Annotated in this window: 18 protein-coding genes and 1 other RNA gene; 15 read left to right on the forward strand and 4 right to left on the reverse strand. The window is 41.7% G+C overall.

Annotation, left to right across the window (positions count from 1 at the left end):
- Positions 1–7 precede the first annotated feature (7 nt).
- From rpoN to ssrA, 14 genes are all read left to right on the forward strand, one after another.
- Positions 8–1,330, forward strand: coding sequence for an RNA polymerase factor sigma-54 (gene rpoN / locus AA0X95_RS07390; RefSeq protein ID WP_413307284.1), 1,323 nt, complete (start codon positions 8–10; stop codon positions 1,328–1,330).
- Positions 1,331–1,403: 73 nt separating this feature from the next.
- The gene (locus AA0X95_RS07395) at positions 1,404–1,661 is read left to right on the forward strand and encodes a glutaredoxin family protein (protein ID WP_413307287.1); all 258 of its coding nucleotides are present in this window, start codon (positions 1,404–1,406) and stop codon (positions 1,659–1,661) included.
- Between the two features lie 134 nt (positions 1,662–1,795).
- Entirely contained in the window at positions 1,796–2,818 is a 1,023-nt protein-coding gene (locus tag AA0X95_RS07400) for a sugar-binding transcriptional regulator (protein WP_413307290.1), read from the forward strand.
- A gap of 47 nt (positions 2,819–2,865) precedes the next feature.
- Positions 2,866–3,873, forward strand: coding sequence for a type I glyceraldehyde-3-phosphate dehydrogenase (gap, locus tag AA0X95_RS07405; protein WP_413307293.1), 1,008 nt, complete (start codon positions 2,866–2,868; stop codon positions 3,871–3,873).
- 145 nt (positions 3,874–4,018) lie between these two features.
- The gene (locus AA0X95_RS07410) at positions 4,019–5,203 is read left to right on the forward strand and encodes a phosphoglycerate kinase (protein WP_413307295.1); all 1,185 of its coding nucleotides are present in this window, start codon (positions 4,019–4,021) and stop codon (positions 5,201–5,203) included.
- A 36-nt stretch (positions 5,204–5,239) separates the two neighbouring features.
- Positions 5,240–6,001: a triose-phosphate isomerase gene (gene tpiA, locus AA0X95_RS07415; RefSeq protein ID WP_413307298.1), complete on the forward strand. Its 762-nt coding sequence runs from the start codon at positions 5,240–5,242 to the stop codon at positions 5,999–6,001.
- Entirely contained in the window at positions 5,994–7,526 is a 1,533-nt protein-coding gene (gene gpmI, locus AA0X95_RS07420; RefSeq protein WP_413307301.1) for a 2,3-bisphosphoglycerate-independent phosphoglycerate mutase, read from the forward strand. The genes tpiA and gpmI overlap by 8 nt, the downstream gene beginning before the upstream one ends.
- 50 nt (positions 7,527–7,576) lie before the next feature.
- On the forward strand, positions 7,577–8,875 hold the full coding sequence (gene eno, locus AA0X95_RS07425; RefSeq protein ID WP_413307304.1) for a phosphopyruvate hydratase: 1,299 nt from the start codon (positions 7,577–7,579) through the stop codon (positions 8,873–8,875).
- Between the two features lie 368 nt (positions 8,876–9,243).
- Entirely contained in the window at positions 9,244–10,161 is a 918-nt protein-coding gene (locus AA0X95_RS07430; RefSeq protein ID WP_413307307.1) for a haloacid dehalogenase-like hydrolase, read from the forward strand.
- A gap of 141 nt (positions 10,162–10,302) precedes the next feature.
- Complete coding sequence (gene secG, locus AA0X95_RS07435) at positions 10,303–10,536, forward strand: preprotein translocase subunit SecG (protein WP_413307310.1); 234 nt, start codon at positions 10,303–10,305, stop codon at positions 10,534–10,536.
- A 135-nt stretch (positions 10,537–10,671) separates the two neighbouring features.
- Positions 10,672–11,418, forward strand: a complete 747-nt coding sequence (locus AA0X95_RS07440; RefSeq protein ID WP_413307313.1) for an alpha/beta hydrolase — start codon at positions 10,672–10,674, stop codon at positions 11,416–11,418.
- A gap of 72 nt (positions 11,419–11,490) precedes the next feature.
- Entirely contained in the window at positions 11,491–13,824 is a 2,334-nt protein-coding gene (gene rnr, locus AA0X95_RS07445) for a ribonuclease R (RefSeq protein ID WP_413309881.1), read from the forward strand.
- A 93-nt stretch (positions 13,825–13,917) separates the two neighbouring features.
- A complete protein-coding gene (smpB, locus tag AA0X95_RS07450) occupies positions 13,918–14,385 on the forward strand; it encodes an SsrA-binding protein SmpB (protein ID WP_413307315.1) in 468 nt (155 codons plus the stop codon).
- 195 nt (positions 14,386–14,580) lie between these two features.
- Positions 14,581–14,915, forward strand: a transfer-messenger RNA (tmRNA) gene (gene ssrA / locus AA0X95_RS07455).
- A gap of 426 nt (positions 14,916–15,341) precedes the next feature.
- On the opposite strand, the gene AA0X95_RS07460 is transcribed toward ssrA, so the two are convergent.
- Complete coding sequence (locus tag AA0X95_RS07460) at positions 15,342–15,656, reverse strand: LAGLIDADG family homing endonuclease (RefSeq protein WP_413307318.1); 315 nt, start codon at positions 15,654–15,656, stop codon at positions 15,342–15,344.
- Positions 15,657–16,126: 470 nt separating this feature from the next.
- Here AA0X95_RS07460 and AA0X95_RS07465 point away from each other — a divergent pair, with 470 nt between their 5' ends.
- On the forward strand, positions 16,127–17,383 hold the full coding sequence (locus tag AA0X95_RS07465) for an MFS transporter (RefSeq protein ID WP_413307321.1): 1,257 nt from the start codon (positions 16,127–16,129) through the stop codon (positions 17,381–17,383).
- Positions 17,384–17,426: 43 nt separating this feature from the next.
- On the opposite strand, the gene arcC is transcribed toward AA0X95_RS07465, so the two are convergent.
- From arcC to AA0X95_RS07480, 3 genes are read right to left on the reverse strand one after another with little or no spacing between them, the layout of a single operon-like run.
- The gene (arcC, locus tag AA0X95_RS07470; RefSeq protein WP_413307324.1) at positions 17,427–18,389 is read right to left on the reverse strand and encodes a carbamate kinase; all 963 of its coding nucleotides are present in this window, start codon (positions 18,387–18,389) and stop codon (positions 17,427–17,429) included.
- Positions 18,390–18,432: 43 nt separating this feature from the next.
- Complete coding sequence (locus tag AA0X95_RS07475) at positions 18,433–19,923, reverse strand: YfcC family protein (RefSeq protein ID WP_413307327.1); 1,491 nt, start codon at positions 19,921–19,923, stop codon at positions 18,433–18,435.
- Between the two features lie 30 nt (positions 19,924–19,953).
- On the reverse strand, positions 19,954–21,309 hold the full coding sequence (locus tag AA0X95_RS07480; protein ID WP_413307330.1) for a M20 family metallopeptidase: 1,356 nt from the start codon (positions 21,307–21,309) through the stop codon (positions 19,954–19,956).
- Between the last annotated feature and the right edge of the window lie 50 nt (positions 21,310–21,359).

Here is a 21,359-nt window from a genome sequence, read left to right on the forward strand (position 1 = left end):
GATCGGAATGAACTTAAAAGCGGGTTTATGGCAGCAGCAAACGTTAAAGTTGGCAATGACACAGGAATTATCTCAGGCAATTGCCTTACTACAGTATTCGGCTCAGGAGCTAACTGCCTTTTTAGAAGATAAGGTCCTTGAAAATCCCTTAATGCAACTCGAAAACAGTACGGTCAAGCCAATGAATCCCCTGATTGACCGCAATCGACGGAAACATCAAAAAGAGGAAAAGAACTGGATTGAGCAAATCGCCGAAAGACCGTTTTCTCTTGAAGAACACTTACTCTCTCAATTAAAAATAACCAACCTTTCAACAGAACAACTAAAAGTAATCCGACATCTCATTCTACATTTAGATGAAAACGGTTACTTTTCAGGTGACCTTAATGAAATTGCAGAAAGCTTACTTGTAGAAGTGGAGCTAGTAGAAGACTGTCTTGCGGTCATCCAAACATTGGAACCGGCAGGAATTGGTGCAAGAAACCTGCAAGAGTGCCTGTTGATGCAACTATATTATCAAAATCCAAATAATGAACTGGCCCAAACAATCATTACTCACTATTTTGTCCCTTTTGCTGAAAAGAAATGGAGACAAATTTCAAAAGAGCTCCAAGTAACTTTAAAGGAGATTCAAGATCTATTCGATCAGGTTCAACTCCTTAATCCAAAACCAGGGGCATTTTTAAGAGAAGAAGCACCCTCATATATCATCCCGGATGCCATAGTAGAGCGAACTGCGGCGGGGCTTGAAGTACGGATGTTTGACGATTCCCTACCGAGGATTAGCTTTAATGAATCTTATTTCAAAAAATTTAAGGATCAGGATCAGCAGGTTAGCAAATTTCTGCAAGATAAGGTTCAGGATTATCATTGGATTTTAAAGGCCATTGAACAACGGCGAGAGACACTAACAAGAGTCATCTCAAAAATCGTCGAAAAACAAACTGTATGCCTTCTTAAAGGGATGCAATATTTAGTGCCGATGACGATGAAGGAAATTGCCATGGAACTTGATATTCATGAATCGACCGTTAGCCGGGCAGTGCGGGAAAAATATATCCAAACTCCGTTAGGGACCTTTCCCTTAAAGTCCTTTTTTACAAGTACCATACAGACTGTTACAGACGAAGAAAGTACTTCATCAACCCAGGTGAAGAATGAAATAAGTCATTTAATAGAACAAGAGAATAAAGAAAAGCCACTATCCGACCAGGATATTGTTGGCCTTTTAAAGGAGAACAAGGGAATAGTGGTATCGAGACGTACCATTGCTAAGTATCGCGAACAATTAGGGATTCAATCTTCTTCAAAAAGAAAAAGATTTAAGTAATAAAGTGGATTTCTACTTTAAACATTGGTATTTTTTATTTGGCTAGAACGACAAGATGGAAAGGAATCAACTAATGGTACAAACTACGATAACCCTATATACAAGAAAAAGTTGTCCTTTATGTGATAAAGCGAAGGACACCCTCCTTGAATTAAAAGAGGATTGGAATTTTTATCTCGAAGAAATTGATATTGAAACAAGTGATGAATTAACGGAACGGTATGGACTCATGATTCCGGTGGTTTTCATAGACGGTGAAGAGGCTGGATATGGCTTCGTTAACAAATTTGACATTAGTAACCGTTTACATGAAAAAAAGGCGATTTTATAAGTTGAAATAGGTTTTCACTCCTGTTACAATGAAAAACGTAGTAGGGGTGATTTTTTTTACAGTAGGTGGGACACAATATGTCTATGGTGGACATTTTTTGACCAACTACATAGAATAAAAGGAGCATGAACATCATGCAGTCATTTATCGATATCCAAAAAAAATTAGTACCCGACCTTCTTCAAGTGATTCAGAAACGTTATTCTATCCTACGATACATAGGTTTTATGCAGCCGGTAGGTAGAAGAAGTTTAGCCGTCAGCCTAGAATTAACTGAGCGAGTCCTTCGCGGTGAAGTTGAATTCCTGAAAGATCAAAATCTTATATTCACAAATAATGTGGGAATGAGTTTAACCTCTGAAGGGAAAAATTTACTGGAAGATTTAGAAGGTTTGATGCGAGAGCTAAAGGGTATTGATGTAATGGAAATGGAATTAAAGCACCGGCTTGGCATCAAGAAGGTCATCATTGTCCCTGGCGATAGTGATGAGTCACCGATGGTCAAAGGAGAGCTTGGCAAAGCAAGTGCGATTTGCATGAAAAAGCTTCTAAGCGGGAAAAATATCATCGCTGTTACTGGCGGTTCAACCATGGCTGCTGTTGCAGAAAGATTAACACCTGATTTTTCCAAGAAGGAATTGCTATTTGTCCCTGCTCGAGGCGGAGTTGGTGAGGATGTCCATAACCAGGCAAACACCATTTGCTCGAATATGGCGAAAAATACTGATTCTAAGTATCGTGTTTTCTATGTACCCGATCAAGTCAGTTCAGAAATTTATGAATCCCTCATAAAGGAACCTGATATTCATGATGTTTTGCATTTGATTAAATCAGCAAGCATGGTTCTTCATGGAATTGGGGATGCTATCACAATGGCTGAACGACGGAAAACCAACCCGGATATTAAGAAAAAACTTGAAGATGGGAAAGCAGTCGGGGAAGCATTTGGCTATTATTTTAACGAAGAAGGCGAGATTGTCCACAAGGTACTTACGATTGGACTTCAGCTGGAAGACCTGGCAGAGATCCCACATGTGATTGCAGTTGCAGGAGGGGCCTCAAAGGCGAAAGCCATTAAAGCGTATTTTAAACAAGCACCAGCCTCGACGATACTTATTACCGATGAAGGTGTGGCAAAACGGTTATTGAAAGGGTAATTCCTTTTAAAAATATATCTTTTCCCATATAAAAGGAGGAAATTAACATGGCAGTAAAAGTTGGTATTAATGGATTTGGACGTATTGGTCGTAACGTATTCCGTGCGGCATTAAACAATAGCAATGTAGAAATCGTTGCAATCAATGACTTAACTGATGCAAACATGCTTGCGCATCTTTTAAAATATGATACAGTTCACGGAACTCTTCAAGAAGATGTAACTGTCGATGGTGAATACCTAGTAGTTGGCGGACATAAAGTAAAAGTTATCGCTGAGCGCGATCCTGCACAACTTGGTTGGGGAGATCTTGGTGTTGATGTAGTAGTTGAATCTACTGGCCGTTTCACAAAGCGTGAAGATGCAGCGAAGCACCTTGAAGCAGGCGCTAAGAAAGTTATCATCTCTGCTCCAGCATCTAACGAAGATATCACAATCGTTATGGGTGTTAACGAAGACAAGTACGATGCAGCTAACCACCACGTATTATCTAACGCATCGTGTACTACAAACTGCTTAGCACCATTTGCTAAAGTATTAAATGATACTTTTGGAATCAAGCGCGGTATGATGACAACTGTTCACTCATACACAAATGACCAACAAATCCTTGACTTACCACACAAAGACTACCGTCGTGCACGTGCAGCAGCTGAAAACATGATCCCAACTTCAACTGGTGCTGCAAAAGCGGTTTCTCTAGTTCTTCCTGAACTTAAAGGTAAGTTAAACGGTATGGCAATGCGTGTTCCAACTCCAAACGTATCTGTAGTTGACTTAGTTGCAGAATTAGAAAGAGAAGTAACAGCTGAAGAAGTAAACAATGCATTACAAGCAGCTGCAGAAGGTCCATTAAAAGGAATCTTAGAATACAGCGATCTTCCATTAGTATCTAGCGACTACAACGGAAGCACTGCTTCTTCTACAATCGATGCATTATCAACAATGGTTCTTGAAGGAAACATGGTAAAAGTATTATCTTGGTACGATAACGAAGTTGGTTACTCTAACCGCGTTGTTGACCTTGTTGATTATATCGCTGCAAAAGGACTTTAATTTTTAACTTGGATATGATTGGCATTCCAGTCATAAACAATTTATAATGTTAAATGGTATTCCAAAGGGGAGCGGGGAGGATTCCCCCTCCTTTTTTAATGAAATTAGAAGTATTTTGAAGAGCCAAACTAAGGAGGTCCTTTACATGAACAAAAAAACATTAAAAGATGTAGATGTTAAAGGTAAACGTGTTTTTTGTCGAGTAGATTTTAACGTCCCAATGCAGGATGGAAAAATTACAGACGAAACACGCATTCGCGCAGCATTGCCAACCATTCAGTACTTAATCGAGCAGGGAGCAAAAGTCATTTTGGCAAGCCATTTCGGCCGACCAAAGGGAAAAGTGGTCGAAGAAATGCGCTTAACTCCAGTCGGTGTAAGACTTTCAGAACTTCTTGGTAAAGACGTGAAAAAAGCAGATGAGGCATATGGCGATTCTGTTAAAGCGTTAATTGACACAATGGCAGAGGGCGATGTTCTTTTACTAGAAAACGTGCGCTTCTACCCTGGTGAAGAAAAGAATGATCCTGAGTTGGCAAAAGCATTTGCGGAGCTTGCTGATGTTTATGTGAACGACGCCTTTGGTGCGGCACACCGTGCGCATGCTTCAACAGAAGGAATTGCTCATAACCTGCCAGCTGTTTCAGGCTTCTTAATGGAAAAAGAACTTGAAGTACTTGGTAAAGCACTTTCTAATCCTGAGCGTCCATTCACAGCGATTATTGGTGGAGCGAAGGTTAAGGACAAGATCGGTGTTATTGAAAACCTATTAGAATTAGTCGACAACCTTATCATCGGTGGTGGACTTGCTTATACATTTGTGAAGGCACAAGGCCATGAAGTTGGAAAGTCTCTTCTTGAAGTAGATAAGATTGACCTTGCCAACTCATTCATGGAAAAAGCGAAGGAAAAAGGCGTTAATTTCTATATGCCAGTTGACGTAGTTGTTGCTGATGATTTTGGTGCAGATGCCAATTCAAAGGTAGTAGCGATTGAAGAAATTCCTGCAGATTGGGAAGCTCTTGATATCGGACCAAAAACAAGAGAGATTTACGCTGATGTGATTAAAAAATCTAAGCTTGTGATTTGGAACGGGCCGATGGGTGTATTTGAAATTGATAAATTTGCAGGCGGTACAAAAGCCGTTGCAGAAGCACTTGCTGAAGCAGAAGGTACATATTCAGTAATTGGCGGTGGAGATTCAGCAGCTGCAGTTGAGAAGTTCGACTTAGCAGATAAAATGAGCCACATTTCTACAGGTGGTGGCGCTTCCCTTGAATTTATGGAAGGCAAAGCATTGCCAGGCGTCGTTGCATTAAACGATAAATAATATTTGCTCCTACAACTATGAAAGGATGTGCTTTTAATGCGTAAACCAATCATTGCAGGTAACTGGAAGATGAACAAGACTCTTTCTGAAGCAAAAAGCTTTGCGGAAGAAGTGAAAGGACTTGTACCTGCTGAAGATAAGATCGATTCTGTTATTTGTTCACCGGCTTTATTTTTACAAAACCTTGTAGAAGTAACAGAAGGCAGCGATGTGAAAATTGGTGCTCAGAACATGCACTTTGAAGAAAATGGAGCGTTTACAGGCGAAATTAGCCCGAAAGCACTTGCTGATCTTGGAGTGAACTATGTCATCATCGGACACTCAGAACGTCGTGAAATGTTCAATGAAACCGATGAAACAGTGAACAAAAAAGCGCTAGCAGCGTTTAAATACAACTTAACTCCGATCATTTGCTGTGGTGAAACGCTAGAACAACGTGAAAATGGTGAAACCAATAAATTAGTAGGTGACCAAGTTGCTAAGGCATTAGCAGGTTTGACTGATGAGCAAGTGAAAGAATCAGTTATCGCTTACGAACCAATTTGGGCAATCGGAACTGGTAAATCTTCTACTTCAAAGGATGCAAACGATGTTTGTGCACATATCCGTCAAGTGGTGGCACAGCAATTCTCTCAAGATGTTGCTGATGCTGTAAGAATCCAGTACGGCGGCAGTGTGAAGCCGGAAAACATTAAAGAATACATGGCACAGCCTGATATTGATGGTGCATTAGTAGGCGGAGCAAGCCTTGAAGCACAATCATTTTTACAGTTACTGGAGGCAGGCAGTTATGAGTAAATCTCCAGTTGCTCTGATCATCCTTGATGGTTTTGGATGCAGAGGAGAGCAAAAAGGTAATGCGGTAGCACACGCTAAAAAACCTAATTTTGACCGTTTCTGGAGCAGTTATCCACATTCCCATTTAACAGCATCTGGTGAGGCTGTCGGTCTTCCTGAAGGACAAATGGGAAATTCTGAGGTAGGACACTTGAATATTGGTGCTGGACGTATCGTGTACCAAAGCTTAACTCGTGTAAACATTGCCATTCGTGAGGGCGAATTTGAAAAAAATGATACTTTTACAGGTGCAATGGAGCATGTAAAGAAAAACGGTACTGCCCTACACTTATTCGGCTTACTTTCAGATGGCGGCGTTCACAGTCATATTCAACATATGTTTGCCCTATTGAAACTAGCAAAAGAAGAAGGCGTTGAAAAAGTTTATATCCATGCTTTCCTTGATGGCCGTGACGTGGGACCAAAAACTGCAGAAAAATATATTCAGCAAACTTTGGATAAAATGAAGGAGTATGGCGTGGGTGAGTTCGCAACCATTTCAGGCCGTTACTATTCAATGGACCGTGACAAGCGCTGGGAGCGTGTAGAAAAGTCTTACCGTTCTATGGTGTATGGAGAAGGTCCTGCCTACACAAACCCAATGGATGTGGTAAAGGATTCCTATGAACATGGGATCTTTGATGAATTCGTGATCCCATCCGTGATTACAAAAGAAGATGGAAAGCCTGTTGCAACGATTCAGGACAATGATGCGGTTATTTTCTATAACTTCCGTCCGGACCGTGCGATTCAGATTTCTAATACATTTACGAACGCTGATTTCCGTGCCTTTGACCGCGGACCAAAGCATCCAAAGGATCTATTCTTTGTCTGCTTAACACACTTCAGTGAATCTGTTGATGGATATGTAGCGTTTAAACCTACAAACCTAGATAACACGTTAGGTGAAGTCTTGGCTCAAAATAACTTAAAGCAGCTTCGAATTGCGGAAACAGAAAAATATCCTCACGTGACGTTCTTTATGAGCGGCGGCCGTGAAGAGAAATTTCCTGGTGAAGAGCGGATTTTAATCAACTCTCCAAAGGTTGCAACTTATGACCTGAAGCCAGAGATGAGTGCTTATGAAGTAACAGATGCCTTACTCAATGAAATCCAAAATGATAAATTTGATGCGATCCTCTTAAACTTCGCTAACCCAGATATGGTTGGACACTCTGGAATGCTTGAACCGACTGTTAAAGCAATTGAAACTGTGGATGAATGCTTAGGAAAAATTGTTGATCTGATCCTTGAAAAAGGCGGCGCAGCAATTATCACTGCAGACCATGGGAATGCCGACGAAGTAATCACTTTAGAAGGCGAGCCAATGACTGCTCATACAACCAATCCGGTTCCTGTCATTGTAACAAAGCAAGGTGTGGAGTTACGTGACGGTGGAATCCTTGGAGATCTTGCTCCAACTATGTTAGATTTATTAAAGGTTGAAAAACCAGCCGAAATGACTGGAACTTCATTAATAAAATAATCGTTCGTTTTGACCGAACTAATTAAACTATTTTTAAGGAGAGATTTTAAATGCCATTTATTGCAGATGTATACGCTCGTGAAGTATTAGACTCCCGTGGTAACCCAACAATCGAAGTAGAAGTTTTCACAGAATCAGGTGCTTTTGGTCGCGCTCTAGTTCCAAGTGGTGCTTCAACTGGTGAATACGAAGCAGTTGAACTTCGTGACGGTGACAAGTCTCGTTACCTTGGTAAAGGTGTTCAAAAAGCAGTTGACAACGTAAACGAAATTATCGCTCCAATGCTTGTTGGCGAAGAGTACAGCGTACTTGATCAAGTGGGTGTTGACCATGCGTTAATTGAGCTTGATGGAACAGAAAACAAAGGTAAATTAGGTGCAAACGCAATCCTTGGTGTGTCTATGGCGGTTGCTCACGCTGCAGCAAACTACCTTGATATTCCTTTATATCAATACCTTGGCGGATTCAACTCTAAGCAGCTTCCAGTTCCTATGATGAACATCGTTAATGGTGGAGAGCATGCTGATAACAACGTAGATATCCAAGAATTCATGATCATGCCTGTAGGTGCACCAAGCTTTAAAGAAGCACTACGTATGGGCGCTGAAATCTTCCATACATTAAAATCAGTTCTTAAGTCTAAAGGTCTTAACACAGCTGTTGGTGACGAAGGTGGATTTGCTCCAAACCTAGGCTCTAACGAAGAAGCACTTCAAACAATCGTTGAAGCAATCGAAAAAGCAGGCTACAAGCCTGGCGACGAAGTTATGTTAGCAATGGATGCTGCATCTTCTGAGTTCTACAACAAAGAAGACGGTAAGTACCATCTTTCCGGCGAAGGTGTTGTGAAGACATCTGCTGAAATGGTTGACTGGTATGAAGAGCTTGCTAATAAATACCCAATCATCTCTATCGAAGACGGTTTAGATGAAAACGACTGGGAAGGTCACAAGCTTTTAACTGAGCGTCTTGGTAAAAAAGTTCAATTAGTGGGTGACGACTTATTCGTAACTAACACTAAGAAACTTTCTGAAGGTATCGAAAAAGGTATCGGTAATTCAATCCTTATCAAGGTTAACCAAATCGGTACTCTTACTGAAACATTTGATGCAATCGAAATGGCTAAACGTGCTGGTTACACAGCTGTTATCTCTCACCGTTCTGGTGAAACTGAAGATAACACAATTGCTGATATCGCAGTTGCTACAAATGCTGGTCAAATCAAGACTGGTGCGCCATCACGTACTGACCGCGTAGCTAAGTACAACCAATTACTTCGTATCGAAGATCAATTAGGTGAAACTAGCCAATACAACGGCCTTAAGTCTTTCTATAACTTAAGCAAGTAATTTTACTATTCAAAGGCACTCCGTTTTGCGGGGTGTCTTTTTCAATTTCCATAGGGAAGTTTCCAATGCCCATGGTATGTAAAAAAGTATGCGAGCGGTAAATAGAAGAAGGTTCTAATGCCCGTGATAAGAGAAAAGGTAAGAACGGTAAATAGAAGAAGTTTCAATTGCCCTGAAAAGGTTGTCTGACAACTAAAGGCTAATGGCTGTGGTAGGTTTAAGGTAACAGATCAGCTCTCTGTCTGAAAAAGCGACCAGTCTCCTTGATTGGGGCTGACCAAGGAGCTTGTGCTTTTCTTACTACCACAAATTGTCTATTTGTGGTATTTTTCATATAGATAGGAAAAATTAGTTGGGAGTTGATCTTTTTGAAACGTCTCTTGGATTGTACAGCTGCTGATTTTGAAAAAATGACAGGAAAAGAATTGAAGCAAAGTATCCTCGCATCAGAGGGAAGAACGATTGTGGCGGAGGTTATCGGAAGCATTACCCCTTATTATCCTGCCGTGACCAATGCTGAAATGGCGGCCGCATTTGGAGCAGACCTCATCTTATTAAACTTCTTTGATGTGTTTAATCCGACAATGGAGGGATTACCTGAAGTGGTGCCTGACACCATTGTGCGCACTCTGAAAAAGCTTGTAGGACGTCCCATTGGTCTTAATTTAGAGCCAGTAGATCTTACGGTGAAACAAGTTGAATCCTTAATTGAATTACCTGAAGGAAGACTGGCTACTGAAAAATCACTGCAAAAAGCTAAAGAGCTAGGTTTTGATTTTGTCTGTCTGACAGGGAATCCGAAAACAGGTGTGTCAAATGCAGAAATCACAAAGGCGATTCAAGTGGCTCGAAGCGTTTTTGGTGAAGACGGATTGATTATAGCCGGAAAAATGCATAGTGCCGGTGTTGCTGGTGAGGTTGGTGGCAGCTTGATGTCGACCGAGACCTTGCATTCGTTTATCGAAGCTGGAGCAGACATTATACTTATTCCATCACCAGGGACAGTCCCAGGCTTTACGATTGAAAGAACCGCCAAGTTGGTCGATAGTGTCCACGAAAAAGGCGCACTAGCCATATTGACCACTGGTACAAGTCAAGAAGGCTCAGATGAAGCTACCGTAAAACAGATAGCCTTAAACAGTAAAATGGCCGGTGCGGATTTATACCATATCGGAGATGCCGGAGCAGCCGGAATCGCAATCCCAGAAAACATCACAGCCTACTCCATTGTAGTAAGAGGAAAACGGCATACATATGTAAGAATGGCATCTTCTATTCTAAGATAGAATCAACACCTTGACCTTGGGGACAGTCCCCCGGCGCTTTAACGCAGCGGGGGACTGTCCCTAGAATAGTATTGTCTAATGGGAAATAATATGGTAAATTTAATATACTGTGAATTGTACGTCTAACAGGAGGTGGCTTACATGCATGCATTAGTCGTAACATTATTAGTTATCGTAAGTATTGGTCTTATTGCGGTTGTTTTACTTCAATCTGGTAAGAGCGCTGGATTATCTGGTGCCATTTCTGGTGGTGCTGAATCCCTATTCGGCAAGCAAAAAGCACGAGGAATTGACTTGATTCTACATCGTATTACGATTGTATTATCCGTATTATTCTTCCTACTTGCTCTTGCTGTTACTTACTTTAAAATCTAATTTTAACATTCAAAACCTGGCCACAATGCCAGGTTTTTTTGTGCTTTTAGGGTAATGAAGTCGTTTTGGTGGAATGTTCACCGCGTCATTGCTTAAACTAAACTAAGTGAATTGAAATAAAAGGAGTTTTTTAAGATGAAAGTTGCTTCACCGAAACCATTTACCTTTGAAGGAGGAAAACGAGCGGTATTGCTGCTACACGGTTTCACTGGAAACTCAGCTGATGTCCGGATGCTGGGACGTTTTTTAGAAAAGAAAGGCTATACCTGCCATGCACCTCACTATAAGGGACATGGGGTTCCACCTGAGGAACTCGTACATACTGGACCAAAAGATTGGTGGCAGGATGTCATGGATGGATATGAATTCTTAAAAAATAAAGGGCATGAAGAAATTGCAGTTGCTGGACTATCTCTTGGCGGCGTATTTTCCTTGAAATTGGGTTACACTGTACCTATAAAGGGTATTGTACCGATGTGTGCCCCGATGTATATAAAAAGTGAAGAGATTATGTACGAAGGAATCCTTGAGTATGCTCGCGAATTTAAAAAGCGTGAAGGAAAATCAGACGAGCAAATCGAAATGGAAATGGAAGAGTTTAAGAAAACGCCAATGAGGACATTAAAAGAGCTTCAGGCATTAATCGCTGATGTTCGCGGAAATGTGGACATGATTTACGCCCCAACCTTCGTCGTTCAGGCACGACACGACCACATGATTAATACGGACAGTGCCAACATTATTTACAATGAAATCGAGTCAGTCACAAAGGAAATTAAATGGTATGAAGAATCTGGACATGTAATAACGTTAGATAAAGAACGTGATCAGTTACATGAAGATGTCTATGCCTTTTTAGAAAAACTTGACTGGCACAATTAATAAAGCACCCACAAAGGAGGGATTGGCTTGGAAGATAACATACAAAAGCATGTTGACCGGCTTTTGCAATATATGAGGGATGAGGCCTACAAACCATTAACAGTCCAAGAGCTTGAGGAAGCATTTGGTATTCAGGATTCTAGTGACTTTAAAGAGTTTGTAAAGGCGCTTGTTCAAATGGAAGAAAAGGGTCTAGTTGTACGTACTCGCAGCAATCGTTATGGCCTGCCGCAAAAAATGAATTTAATCCGCGGTAAGCTGATTGGTCATGCGAAGGGATTTGCGTTTGTCACCCCTGATGAACCGGGAATGGATGACATTTTTATTCCGCCAAATGAAACGAATACCGCAATGCATGGGGATACCGTTCTCGCCCGTGTTTCTTCGGAAACATCTGGGCAGCGCCGGGAAGGAAGTATCATCCGCATCATCGAACGCGGCGTTCAGCAGGTAGTAGGAACCTATGTTGAAAGCAAAAGCTTTGGCTTTGTCATTCCAGATGATAAAAAGTTCGCAAGCGACATTTTTATCCCAAAAGCAGCTTCTAAAGGAGCGGTCGAGGGACATAAGGTAGTTGTTAAGCTTGTTACATACCCTGAAGGGAGAAAAAGTGCTGAAGGTGAAGTCATCACCATTCTCGGTCATAAAAATGACCCAGGTGTGGACATCCTTTCTGTCATACATAAGCACGGCTTACCGATGGCTTTCCCTGATGATGTACTGCAACAAGCAAATGAGGTGCCTGACACCATCGATGAAAGTGAATTAAAGAACCGCCGTGATTTACGGAATGAAACCATTGTTACGATTGACGGTGCGGATGCAAAGGACCTTGATGATGCAGTAACCGTTTCAAAGCTAGAGAACGGCAACTACAAGCTCGGGGTTCACATTGCCGATGTCAGCTATTATGTTAAAGAAGGTACACCAATCGATGTTGAGGCGGAAGACAGGGCGACCAGTGTGTATTTAGTAGACCGCGTGATTCCGATGATCCCACATCGTCTATCAAATGGAATCTGCTCATTGAATCCAAAAGTAGACCGTCTGGTTTTATCCTGTGAGATGGAAATTACATCAGAGGGCGCTGTTGTTTCGCACGAAATTTTCCAAAGTGTCATTAAAACAACAGAGCGGATGACCTACTATGATGTGAACATGATTCTTGCTGAACAGGATGAAGAGACAAGGGCAAGATACGAATCACTTGTCCCGATGTTCGAAATGATGGAAGAGTTGGCTGCAATCTTACGTAATAAACGGATGAAGCGTGGCGCCATCGACTTTGATTTTAAAGAATCAAAGGTCTTAGTAGATGATGAAGGAAAACCGACTGACGTCGTCCTTCGTGAGCGTTCCGTAGCTGAGCGTCTGATTGAAGAGTTTATGTTAGCAGCCAATGAAACGGTAGCGGAGCATTTCCACTGGATGGAAGTACCGTTTATTTACCGTATCCACGAGGATCCGAAGGAAGATAAGCTTCGGAAATTTTTCGAATTTATCACGAACTTCGGTTACATCGTAAAAGGGACAGCCAACGATGTTCATCCTCGAGCACTTCAAGAAATTATTGAAGAGGTTCAAGGAAAGCCGGAAGAAATGGTTGTTTCTACCGTTATGTTACGTTCGATGCAGCAGGCAAAATATAATCCTGAAAGTTTGGGACATTTCGGATTATCAACCGAGTTTTACACCCATTTCACGTCGCCGATTCGTCGTTATCCTGATACTATTGTCCACCGCTTAATTCGCACCTATTTAATTGAAGGAAAGCTCGATGAGACGACAAGGGAAAAGTGGAATGCCCGCTTACCTGAAATTGCCGATCATTCTTCAAAAATGGAGCGCCGTGCTGTGGATGCCGAGCGTGAAACGGATGAGTTAAAGAAAGCGGAATACATGGAAGATAAAATTGGCGTCGAATATGACGGCATTATAAGCTCGGTAACCAACTTTGGAATGTTTGTTGAGCTGCAAAATACGATAGAAGGTCTCGTTCATGTCAGCTATATGACCGACGACTATTATCGTTTTGATGAGCGCCATTATGCGATGATCGGTGAACGGACAGGAAAAGTGTTCCGAATTGGGGATGAAATTACCGTTCGGGTTGTAAAAGTCAATAAAGACGAGCGTTCGATTGATTTTGAAATTGTCGGAATGAAGGGTACCCGCAGAGAGCGGACAGAGACACCGAAGGTTTTCAAAACAGGTAGTGACACGAAAAAGCCACGCCGAACTAAGCAGCAAGAAGGCCGCGGTGGTGGTGGGGGTGGTCGTAATCGCGACCGGAATAAATCGGAAGCTGGCGGAGGCACTGGAACTGGGCAGGGTCAAAAGAAGAAGAAACGCAAGTTTTACGACAACGTACCTAAGTCGAAGAGTACGAAGCGAAAAAATAAATAAATGTGGAAAGAGAGCCTTAAGTACGAGGCTCTCTTTCAATTGTAGTCAATTGTAGGTTCTGTTAAAATGAAAGGTAAGATGAGGTGAAAAACGATGCCAAAAGGTGAAGGAAAAGTAGTTGCGCAAAATAAGAAGGCTTACCATGATTATTTTATTGAAGAAACATATGAGGCGGGAATTGTCCTTCAGGGAACTGAAATCAAATCCATTCGTGCGGGAAAAGTGAATCTAAAGGATGCCTATGCCAGAATTCAAAATGGTGAAGCAATCCTTTTTGGAATGCACGTCAGCCCTTATGAACAAGGAAATATCTTTAATCACGACCCATTACGAACACGTAAGCTATTACTTCACAGACGTGAAATCAATAAGTTGATTGGGGAAACGAAAGAGGCTGGTTATGCCTTAATTCCATTAAAGCTTTATTTAAAAAATGGTTTCTGTAAGGTTTTAGTTGGGTTAGCAAAGGGTAAGAAGAATTATGATAAGCGTGAAGTGTTAAAGCAAAAAGAGGCGAAGCGTGAAATTGAACGAGCATTCCGTGATCGTCAGAAGATGTAAGGCTTGGGTTCCGATTTCTTGAACTGGAAATTATTTTACAGATTGTTACAATTGAAAAATGTTTTGAGTGTGTTATAATAAGTTTGTCGCTAAGAGATGCGACATTAACTTTTGCTCTTACAAACGTTCGAGCAATCCTAACGTCTGATGCAGAAATCTTTAACTAGATTTCAGCTCATTTTATAATGGGGACGCTACGGATTCGACAGGGGTAGTTTGAGCTTAGGTTGCGAGTCGAGGGGATCGGCCTCGTTAAAACGTCAAAGCCATAACTGGCAAAACTAACAACAACTTCGCTTTCGCAGCTTAATACTGCATAGCGGTTCCTCCCTCCATTGCCCATGTGGTAGGGTAAGGGACTCACTCTAAGTGGGCTACGCCGGATTCCACCGCCTGAGGATGAAGGAAGAGAACAACCAGGCTAGCTGACCGGACGCCGGTCGATAGGCAAAAGGATCAGTGAAACGCCAATATATCGACTACACTCGTAGATGCTTAAGTGCCGATATCTTTGGACGCGGGTTCGATTAGTAATTAGTCGCCTTATGTGGTAACACATAAGTGAAAATTCGGCTTTATCGGTGAAACCTAAGTCGCACGATTTGCGATAGGGCAATGCCGAGCGGTATGTGGAGTAATCCAACAGCCGTGTATCGACTTATAGGCTGCCATCTTAGATGGTAGTACTAGGATGCGAAATCCATACCTTGAAGAGGTAAATTTATGTTTCGCATAAGACGCCGAAGGACCTGTTAAGGCAGGTTCAAGATATAGTCAGTGCCATGACGAAAGCATGGAAGAGCACGTCCCGCCGTCTCCACCATACATAGGTGGATAAAAAGACCAGTAGAAATGCTGGTCTTTTTTATATTTGAAAAAAAGTTTCTTCAAAAGCTAATTTCTTTTTGAGTAATAATGAATTGTATTTGCCGTTGCGAGGTGTTACTTTCTCATAATTATCGAGTATCCAAATAGCACGGTTTTTTTTTTTCTACACGAAGGTAGGGAAGAGTTTGCTTCAGAGTTGCTAAAACTCGTTCTTTTTTCTTGATGATTAAAGTGTATGAATCTTTATGCTTGTCGGGATTATAGTTCTTTTTATTGTTAATTGTCCCTCCAGTTAGAGTATGTACATAAGATAATAGTTCTTTATCTGTTGAAGCAATTGTAATACAGGGGCGCCGATGTTCTTTTTCATGCATTCGGGTTAATGTGATTGTTCCCTCTCCATCAATAATTCCAGCAATATAGGCAGCTTCCCAAGATTGCATGAAAACTCCTCCCCTTAATTTGAAAAACCCTTCAAAAAAGAAACGTATGTTCTATATTTATTTTACTCTTTCTAGTCCTAACTATCAACTTTAAGTAAAAATGTCTAAATGGCCGTAGTAGTTATGAAAAAAATCGAGAGTGGTAAATAAAGAGAGGATATATGCCCGTAACAGGAAAAAAATATTAGATCAGTCACTCCGCAAAGAAAACCACTTGATTTACATTACCAAATCCTATACAATCAACTTACCAAAAAGCGGAAAGGGTGACCTTGGGACGATGATCTTTTAATCCTATTTTTGATGAAAAAACTCGTTATCCAATACGATTATTTTTTCTGGATAGGATTAGTCTGTACTTTTATACAAGTCGGAAAGATCATTACTTCCCCATCAATCAAGGGATAGAATGTCACTCGAATATTGTATAGTACTGCCTCCTGTCCAGAACTTAAGCAGGAGGTTTTTATATGGATTTAATCAATAATGAAGTCACACCCGCATCACCAGGTAACTTATTTCGAAACAGAGTATTTTTAGCCATCATCATGTCAGGGCTATTCCTGCAAGTAGGAATCTGGGTCCGAAACTTTGCCGTCTTACTTTTTGTTATGGATCAAACAAATGGGGATGCATTTGCCGTTTCCATGATTTCAGTCGCTGAATTTGCACCTATCTTCATCTTTTCCTTTATCGGCGGAACCTTTGCGGACCGTTGGGCGCCGAAAAAAACGATGGTGTGGTGTGACATCTTAAGTGCCGTATCGATATTTGTTGTGCTGATTACCCTAGTATTTGGCACTTGGAAAGTAGTATTTTTCGCTACTTTAATCTCAGCCATTCTCTCACAATTCTCCCAGCCATCAGGGATGAAATTGTTTAAAATGCATTTGTCAGAAAACCAAGTCCAAGCGGCAATGTCGGTATATCAAACGGTTTTCGCTCTTTTCATGGTATTAGGGCCGATTATCGGTACATTCGTCTTTCAATCGTTTGGAATTGATGTCAGCATCGCTGTTACTGGAGTAGCATTCTTGCTTTCAGCAGGGGCACTTGCTTTCCTTCCAAAAGATCGTCCAATGGAGGAGGCAGGAGAGTCTACCTTGCTACAGGAGATGAAAAGTGGAATAAAGTATGTTTTAGGAAAAAGAGAATTAAGTCTATTAGGCCTGTGCTTTATGGCTGCAGGACTTGGAGTAGGATTTATTAATCCTCTAAACATTTTTCTTGTCACTGAACAATTAGACCTTCCGAAAGAGAACCTACAGTGGCTGCTTATGGTCAATGGAGTCGGAATGATCTTGGGCGGGGCTTGCGCAATGATATTTGCTAAAAATGTTCCTCCACAAAGACTGCTTGTGTTTGGAATGCTCGTTAATGGTCTAGGTATTGCTGTAATGGGATTTTCAACAAATCTATGGATCACTTTAATTGCAGAGTTTTTTAGTGGTCTCATGATGCCGTGCATTCAAATAGGAATCAACACCTTGATCTTGCAAAATACAGAAGAAGCCTTTATCGGCCGGGTAAACGGAATATTAAGTCCACTATTCGCAGGATCAATGGTCATAACAATGAGTCTCGCGGGAATTCTAAAAGAGCAATTTTCACTAGTTGCAACGTTTGAAATGTCAGCCGTCTTGTTTATCATTGGAGTTGTATGCATTTTACCTATCTACAATCAAAAAGTACAATCAAAGCCGGAAATCATTCAATCTACTGAATAAACATAGAGAAAACCCTCTTTGGCATCAAAGAGGGTTTTTCCTATTACGCCAAAACTTCCGCACCGCGCAAACTCACTACAGTTCCAGCCTTACCTTCAAGAGCATAAAATGCCTGGTCTAATGAAGTAATAATCGTTTTGCGGTCAGGACTTGTTGCCGCAAAATTAATGGCAGCCTCTACCTTTGGCAGCATGCTTCCAGGAGCAAAATGACCATTTTCTATAAAGTCCCTTAATTCAGCAATACTTACGTCTTCCAATTTCCGCTGTGTTGGCTTGTTAAAATCAATGTACACATTTTCAACCGCAGTTAAAATGATTAACGCATCCGCATCTACCAGCTCAGCTAACTTTTGCGAAGCAAAATCTTTGTCAATTACCGCCTCAATTCCGAGTAGCCCGTGTTCTGTTTCTAAAACAGGAATACCGCCACCTCCAACTGCAATGACAATGTTGCCTTTTTCAACTAATGAATTGATTACGGAATGCTCTAAAATACTCACGGGCATCGGTGAGGGAACCACCCGTCTCCAGCCACGTCCTGCATCCTCTTTAAAACAGGTATTCGTTAACTCCATGATTTCCTTTGCTTCATCTTCCCTATAGAAAGGTCCAATCGGCTTCGTCGGATTAAGAAACGCAGGATCCTGTTTATCCACGGCTACCCTTGTTACCACCGTGACCACATTTTTAACAATGCCTTGCTCTTTTAACACTTTATCCATCGCATTCTGCATCCAGTAGCCAATCATCCCCTGGCTCATCGCTCCGCATGTATCGAGCGGCATCGCCGGATTTTTCGTTGAATCAGCTGCTTTTTGCTGAAGGAGAATATTGCCAACCTGCGGACCGTTGCCGTGGGAGATAATAATATCAATCCCTTTTTCAATGAATTGAACCAGCTGCCGTGCGGTCTTTTCTAAAGCTAATTGCTGCGCTTCTGCGGTTGCATCCCCCGATTGAATGGCATTCCCGCCGAGAGCAATCACCACTTTTTGCTTTGTCATGATCAAACCCCTCTTCTTTTTGAAAAATAGTCCTTATAAACGATTAACTCATCATGGTGGCGATACTTAAAATCACCATCACAATCACAGAGAGTGACAATACTAATTTCCAAACATGTTTGAGGTAGGTGCTATATGGAACCCTTGCAATCGCCAGTGCTCCCATGATAACGGCACTTGTAGGGGTCAGTAGGTTCACAACCCCGGATGCACTTTGGTAAGCGGTAATCACTAAATGTCTACTGACTCCCGCAAAATCAGCCAACGGAGCCATAATCGGCATCGATAAAGTGGCGAGACCGGAAGTCGATGGCACAAGAAAGGATAGCGGTAGATAAAACAAGAATGATAAATTGGTAAAAAGCACAGAGCCCATGTTATCCAGCATTCCTTCGCCCCAATGAAGGACTGTCGCAGTCATTCCACCAGCATCCATGACAACCGTAATCCCACGAGATATGCCAATAATAAGGGCAACGCCTAACAAATCTCTTGCCCCATTCACAAACGTACTAGTAAACTCAGATTCTTTCATTCTATAAATAAAAGCAATGATGATGGAGGAGGTTAGGAATAACATCGTTAACTCACCAAACCACCAGTCACCAAGCGGTAGGACCCCTCCGAGTAATTTTCCAATGAACGGAATTTTAGCAACGGCCTTGGTGAAATCTTCGAAAATAGTAATATTAAATTTATAAGCCCATGGAATGACTCCTAAAATCATGACAACAAAGGTTAACCCAAATACCGTAAGAACGGCCTTATGACGACCGGTAAATGTCACTTCTTCTGCTTTCTGTGATAAAAAGTGCTGTTCATTTTCTGTTTTCATTTGAGCAATAAGTGACTTAGATGGGTCTGCTTTTACTTTTTTTGCATAACGCATGACGTAAATGATGGTGAAAATAAGCGTGACTACAAGGATAATGAGGCGAAGTGCCATTCCGTCTCCAATGGATATTCCGGCAAACCCAGAGGCGATTCCCGTAGCAAATGGGTTAACGGTGGAACCTAAACAACCAACCCCTGCACCAAGTGCGATAATCGAGACAGCAGTTAAAGCGTCATAGCCTGCTGCAATCAGTACTGGAATAAGGATTGGGTAAAACGCAATGGTTTCCTCTGCCATTCCGTAGGTGGAGCCACCAATCGCGAATAGAACCATAAGGATCGGAATCAGCCACTGCTCTCGCCCCTTTAGTTTTCGGATGACCCGAGTAATCCCAGCGTCAATTGCACCCGTCTTCATCACTACTCCCAAGAAACCACCAATTACTAGAACGAACAAAGCAATATCCTTCGCATCGAAAAAGCCGTTGATCGGTGCATTTAGAACCTCCCACACCCCTTGAGGTGTCTGTTCATCACTTGTCAGTTGCTGGTAGGTACCGGAGACAGGAATTTCCTTTTCAGTTGCTTTATCTACTTTAGTATCATAATGCCCACCTGGGATGACCCAGGTGAAGGCAGCAATCACAACAATAATCAAAAATAATAACGTATATGCGGTAGGCATCTTGAACTTTTTCATGAGTATTCCTCCATTAGTCAAATGGCATACCTATCGAGTTAATTCGTAGATGGCTTTTGCGTAAATCAACATCGCTGTAAACATTTTGTCCAATTCAATATGTTCATTCGGCTGATGCTCGGTTTTTGCTTGTTTTGGAAAAATGGCTCCATAGGCCACGAAGTTTTCCATGGCTCTAGCATAGGTGGCACCCCCAGAAGAAATCGGTTCGGAAAGGGTATCACCGGTCACTTCCTGGTAAACGTTCATTAAGGTCTTAATCAAAAATGAATCCTTTGGTAAATAAATCGATTTTAGATAGTCGAATTCTTTATAGGTTAATCCATATTCTTTTGCAGCCTGCGAGATCTGGTTCACGATTTCTTGTTTATCAGCAGTCACTGGAATGCGGATATCGATGGACAACCGCTCGATTTCCTCCGTTACCTCTATTTTTCCAACATTGAACTTTAATTTGCCTGATGGCTCATCTTCACAGTTACCGAAAATCCTAGTCGCAAACGCATCTTCTTTGATTAAGTCAGTAATAAACTCCATCGTTTTTGAGGTGAAGCCAACCCTTTTCAACCCCAGCATTAATCTGTTAATTGCATTAATTCCTTTTTCTGCTACTTGAGCATGAACGGCCTTACCAAGCACCACGATACTATCGGTAGCCAATTCGTATTTAAACCCTAATCCCTCAAGAGCGGCTCGAAGTTCATCTTGCTTTTCGCCGGAATACGGAGCGTTGTCAGGCACCGCATTGAAGGCATTGCCGGCTTGTAAACGTAGATGTGTTTCGTTAGATCCTTCTAAATGAAATTGAAGCAGGCCTTTCTCGGCATAAACTAACGGAAAGGTAGAGTCAGGAGTAAAGCCCATGCTTGGGATTTCCTCGAGTTCACAATAACGGTTCATACATCGCCACAGTGTTTCTTCATCCGTCCCGAAGATAAACCGAATTCTTTTGTTAAAAGAAACACCGAGATTCATTAACGCTTTTGTTGCAAAAAGGGCAGCCAGTGTCGGTCCTTTATCATCCTGTGTTCCTCTGCCGTACATTTTTCCTTCTATGATGGTTGCATCGAAGGGAGGCGTGTGCCAGTCTTCCAGCTTGCCTGCAGGAACCACATCAAGATGACCGAGAACACCAATCATTTCCTCACAGTCACCAATTTCGGCATAGCCGTAATAACCATGCGGATCAACATACGTCCGGAATCCAAGCTCTTTACAGATTTCTATTGTCTTTTTCAAAGCTAGATCAATATTTTTTCCAAAAGGAAAAGCATCCACCTGTTCACTGATAACACTAGGGATATTAACCAGCTGTTTTAATGCATGGTGAAACTCACCTTCTATCTTTTGCAGCTCAGAAATGAGTTGTTCGGAGATCTGATTCATGTTTTTCCTCCAATCGTTTGGTAAAAGAGGGGAGGAGGAGGGTGCATGCC

The sequence above is a fragment of the Neobacillus phoenicis genome (genome assembly GCF_047302305.1).
Taxonomy (GTDB): Bacteria; Bacillota; Bacilli; order Bacillales; family Cytobacillaceae; genus Neobacillus.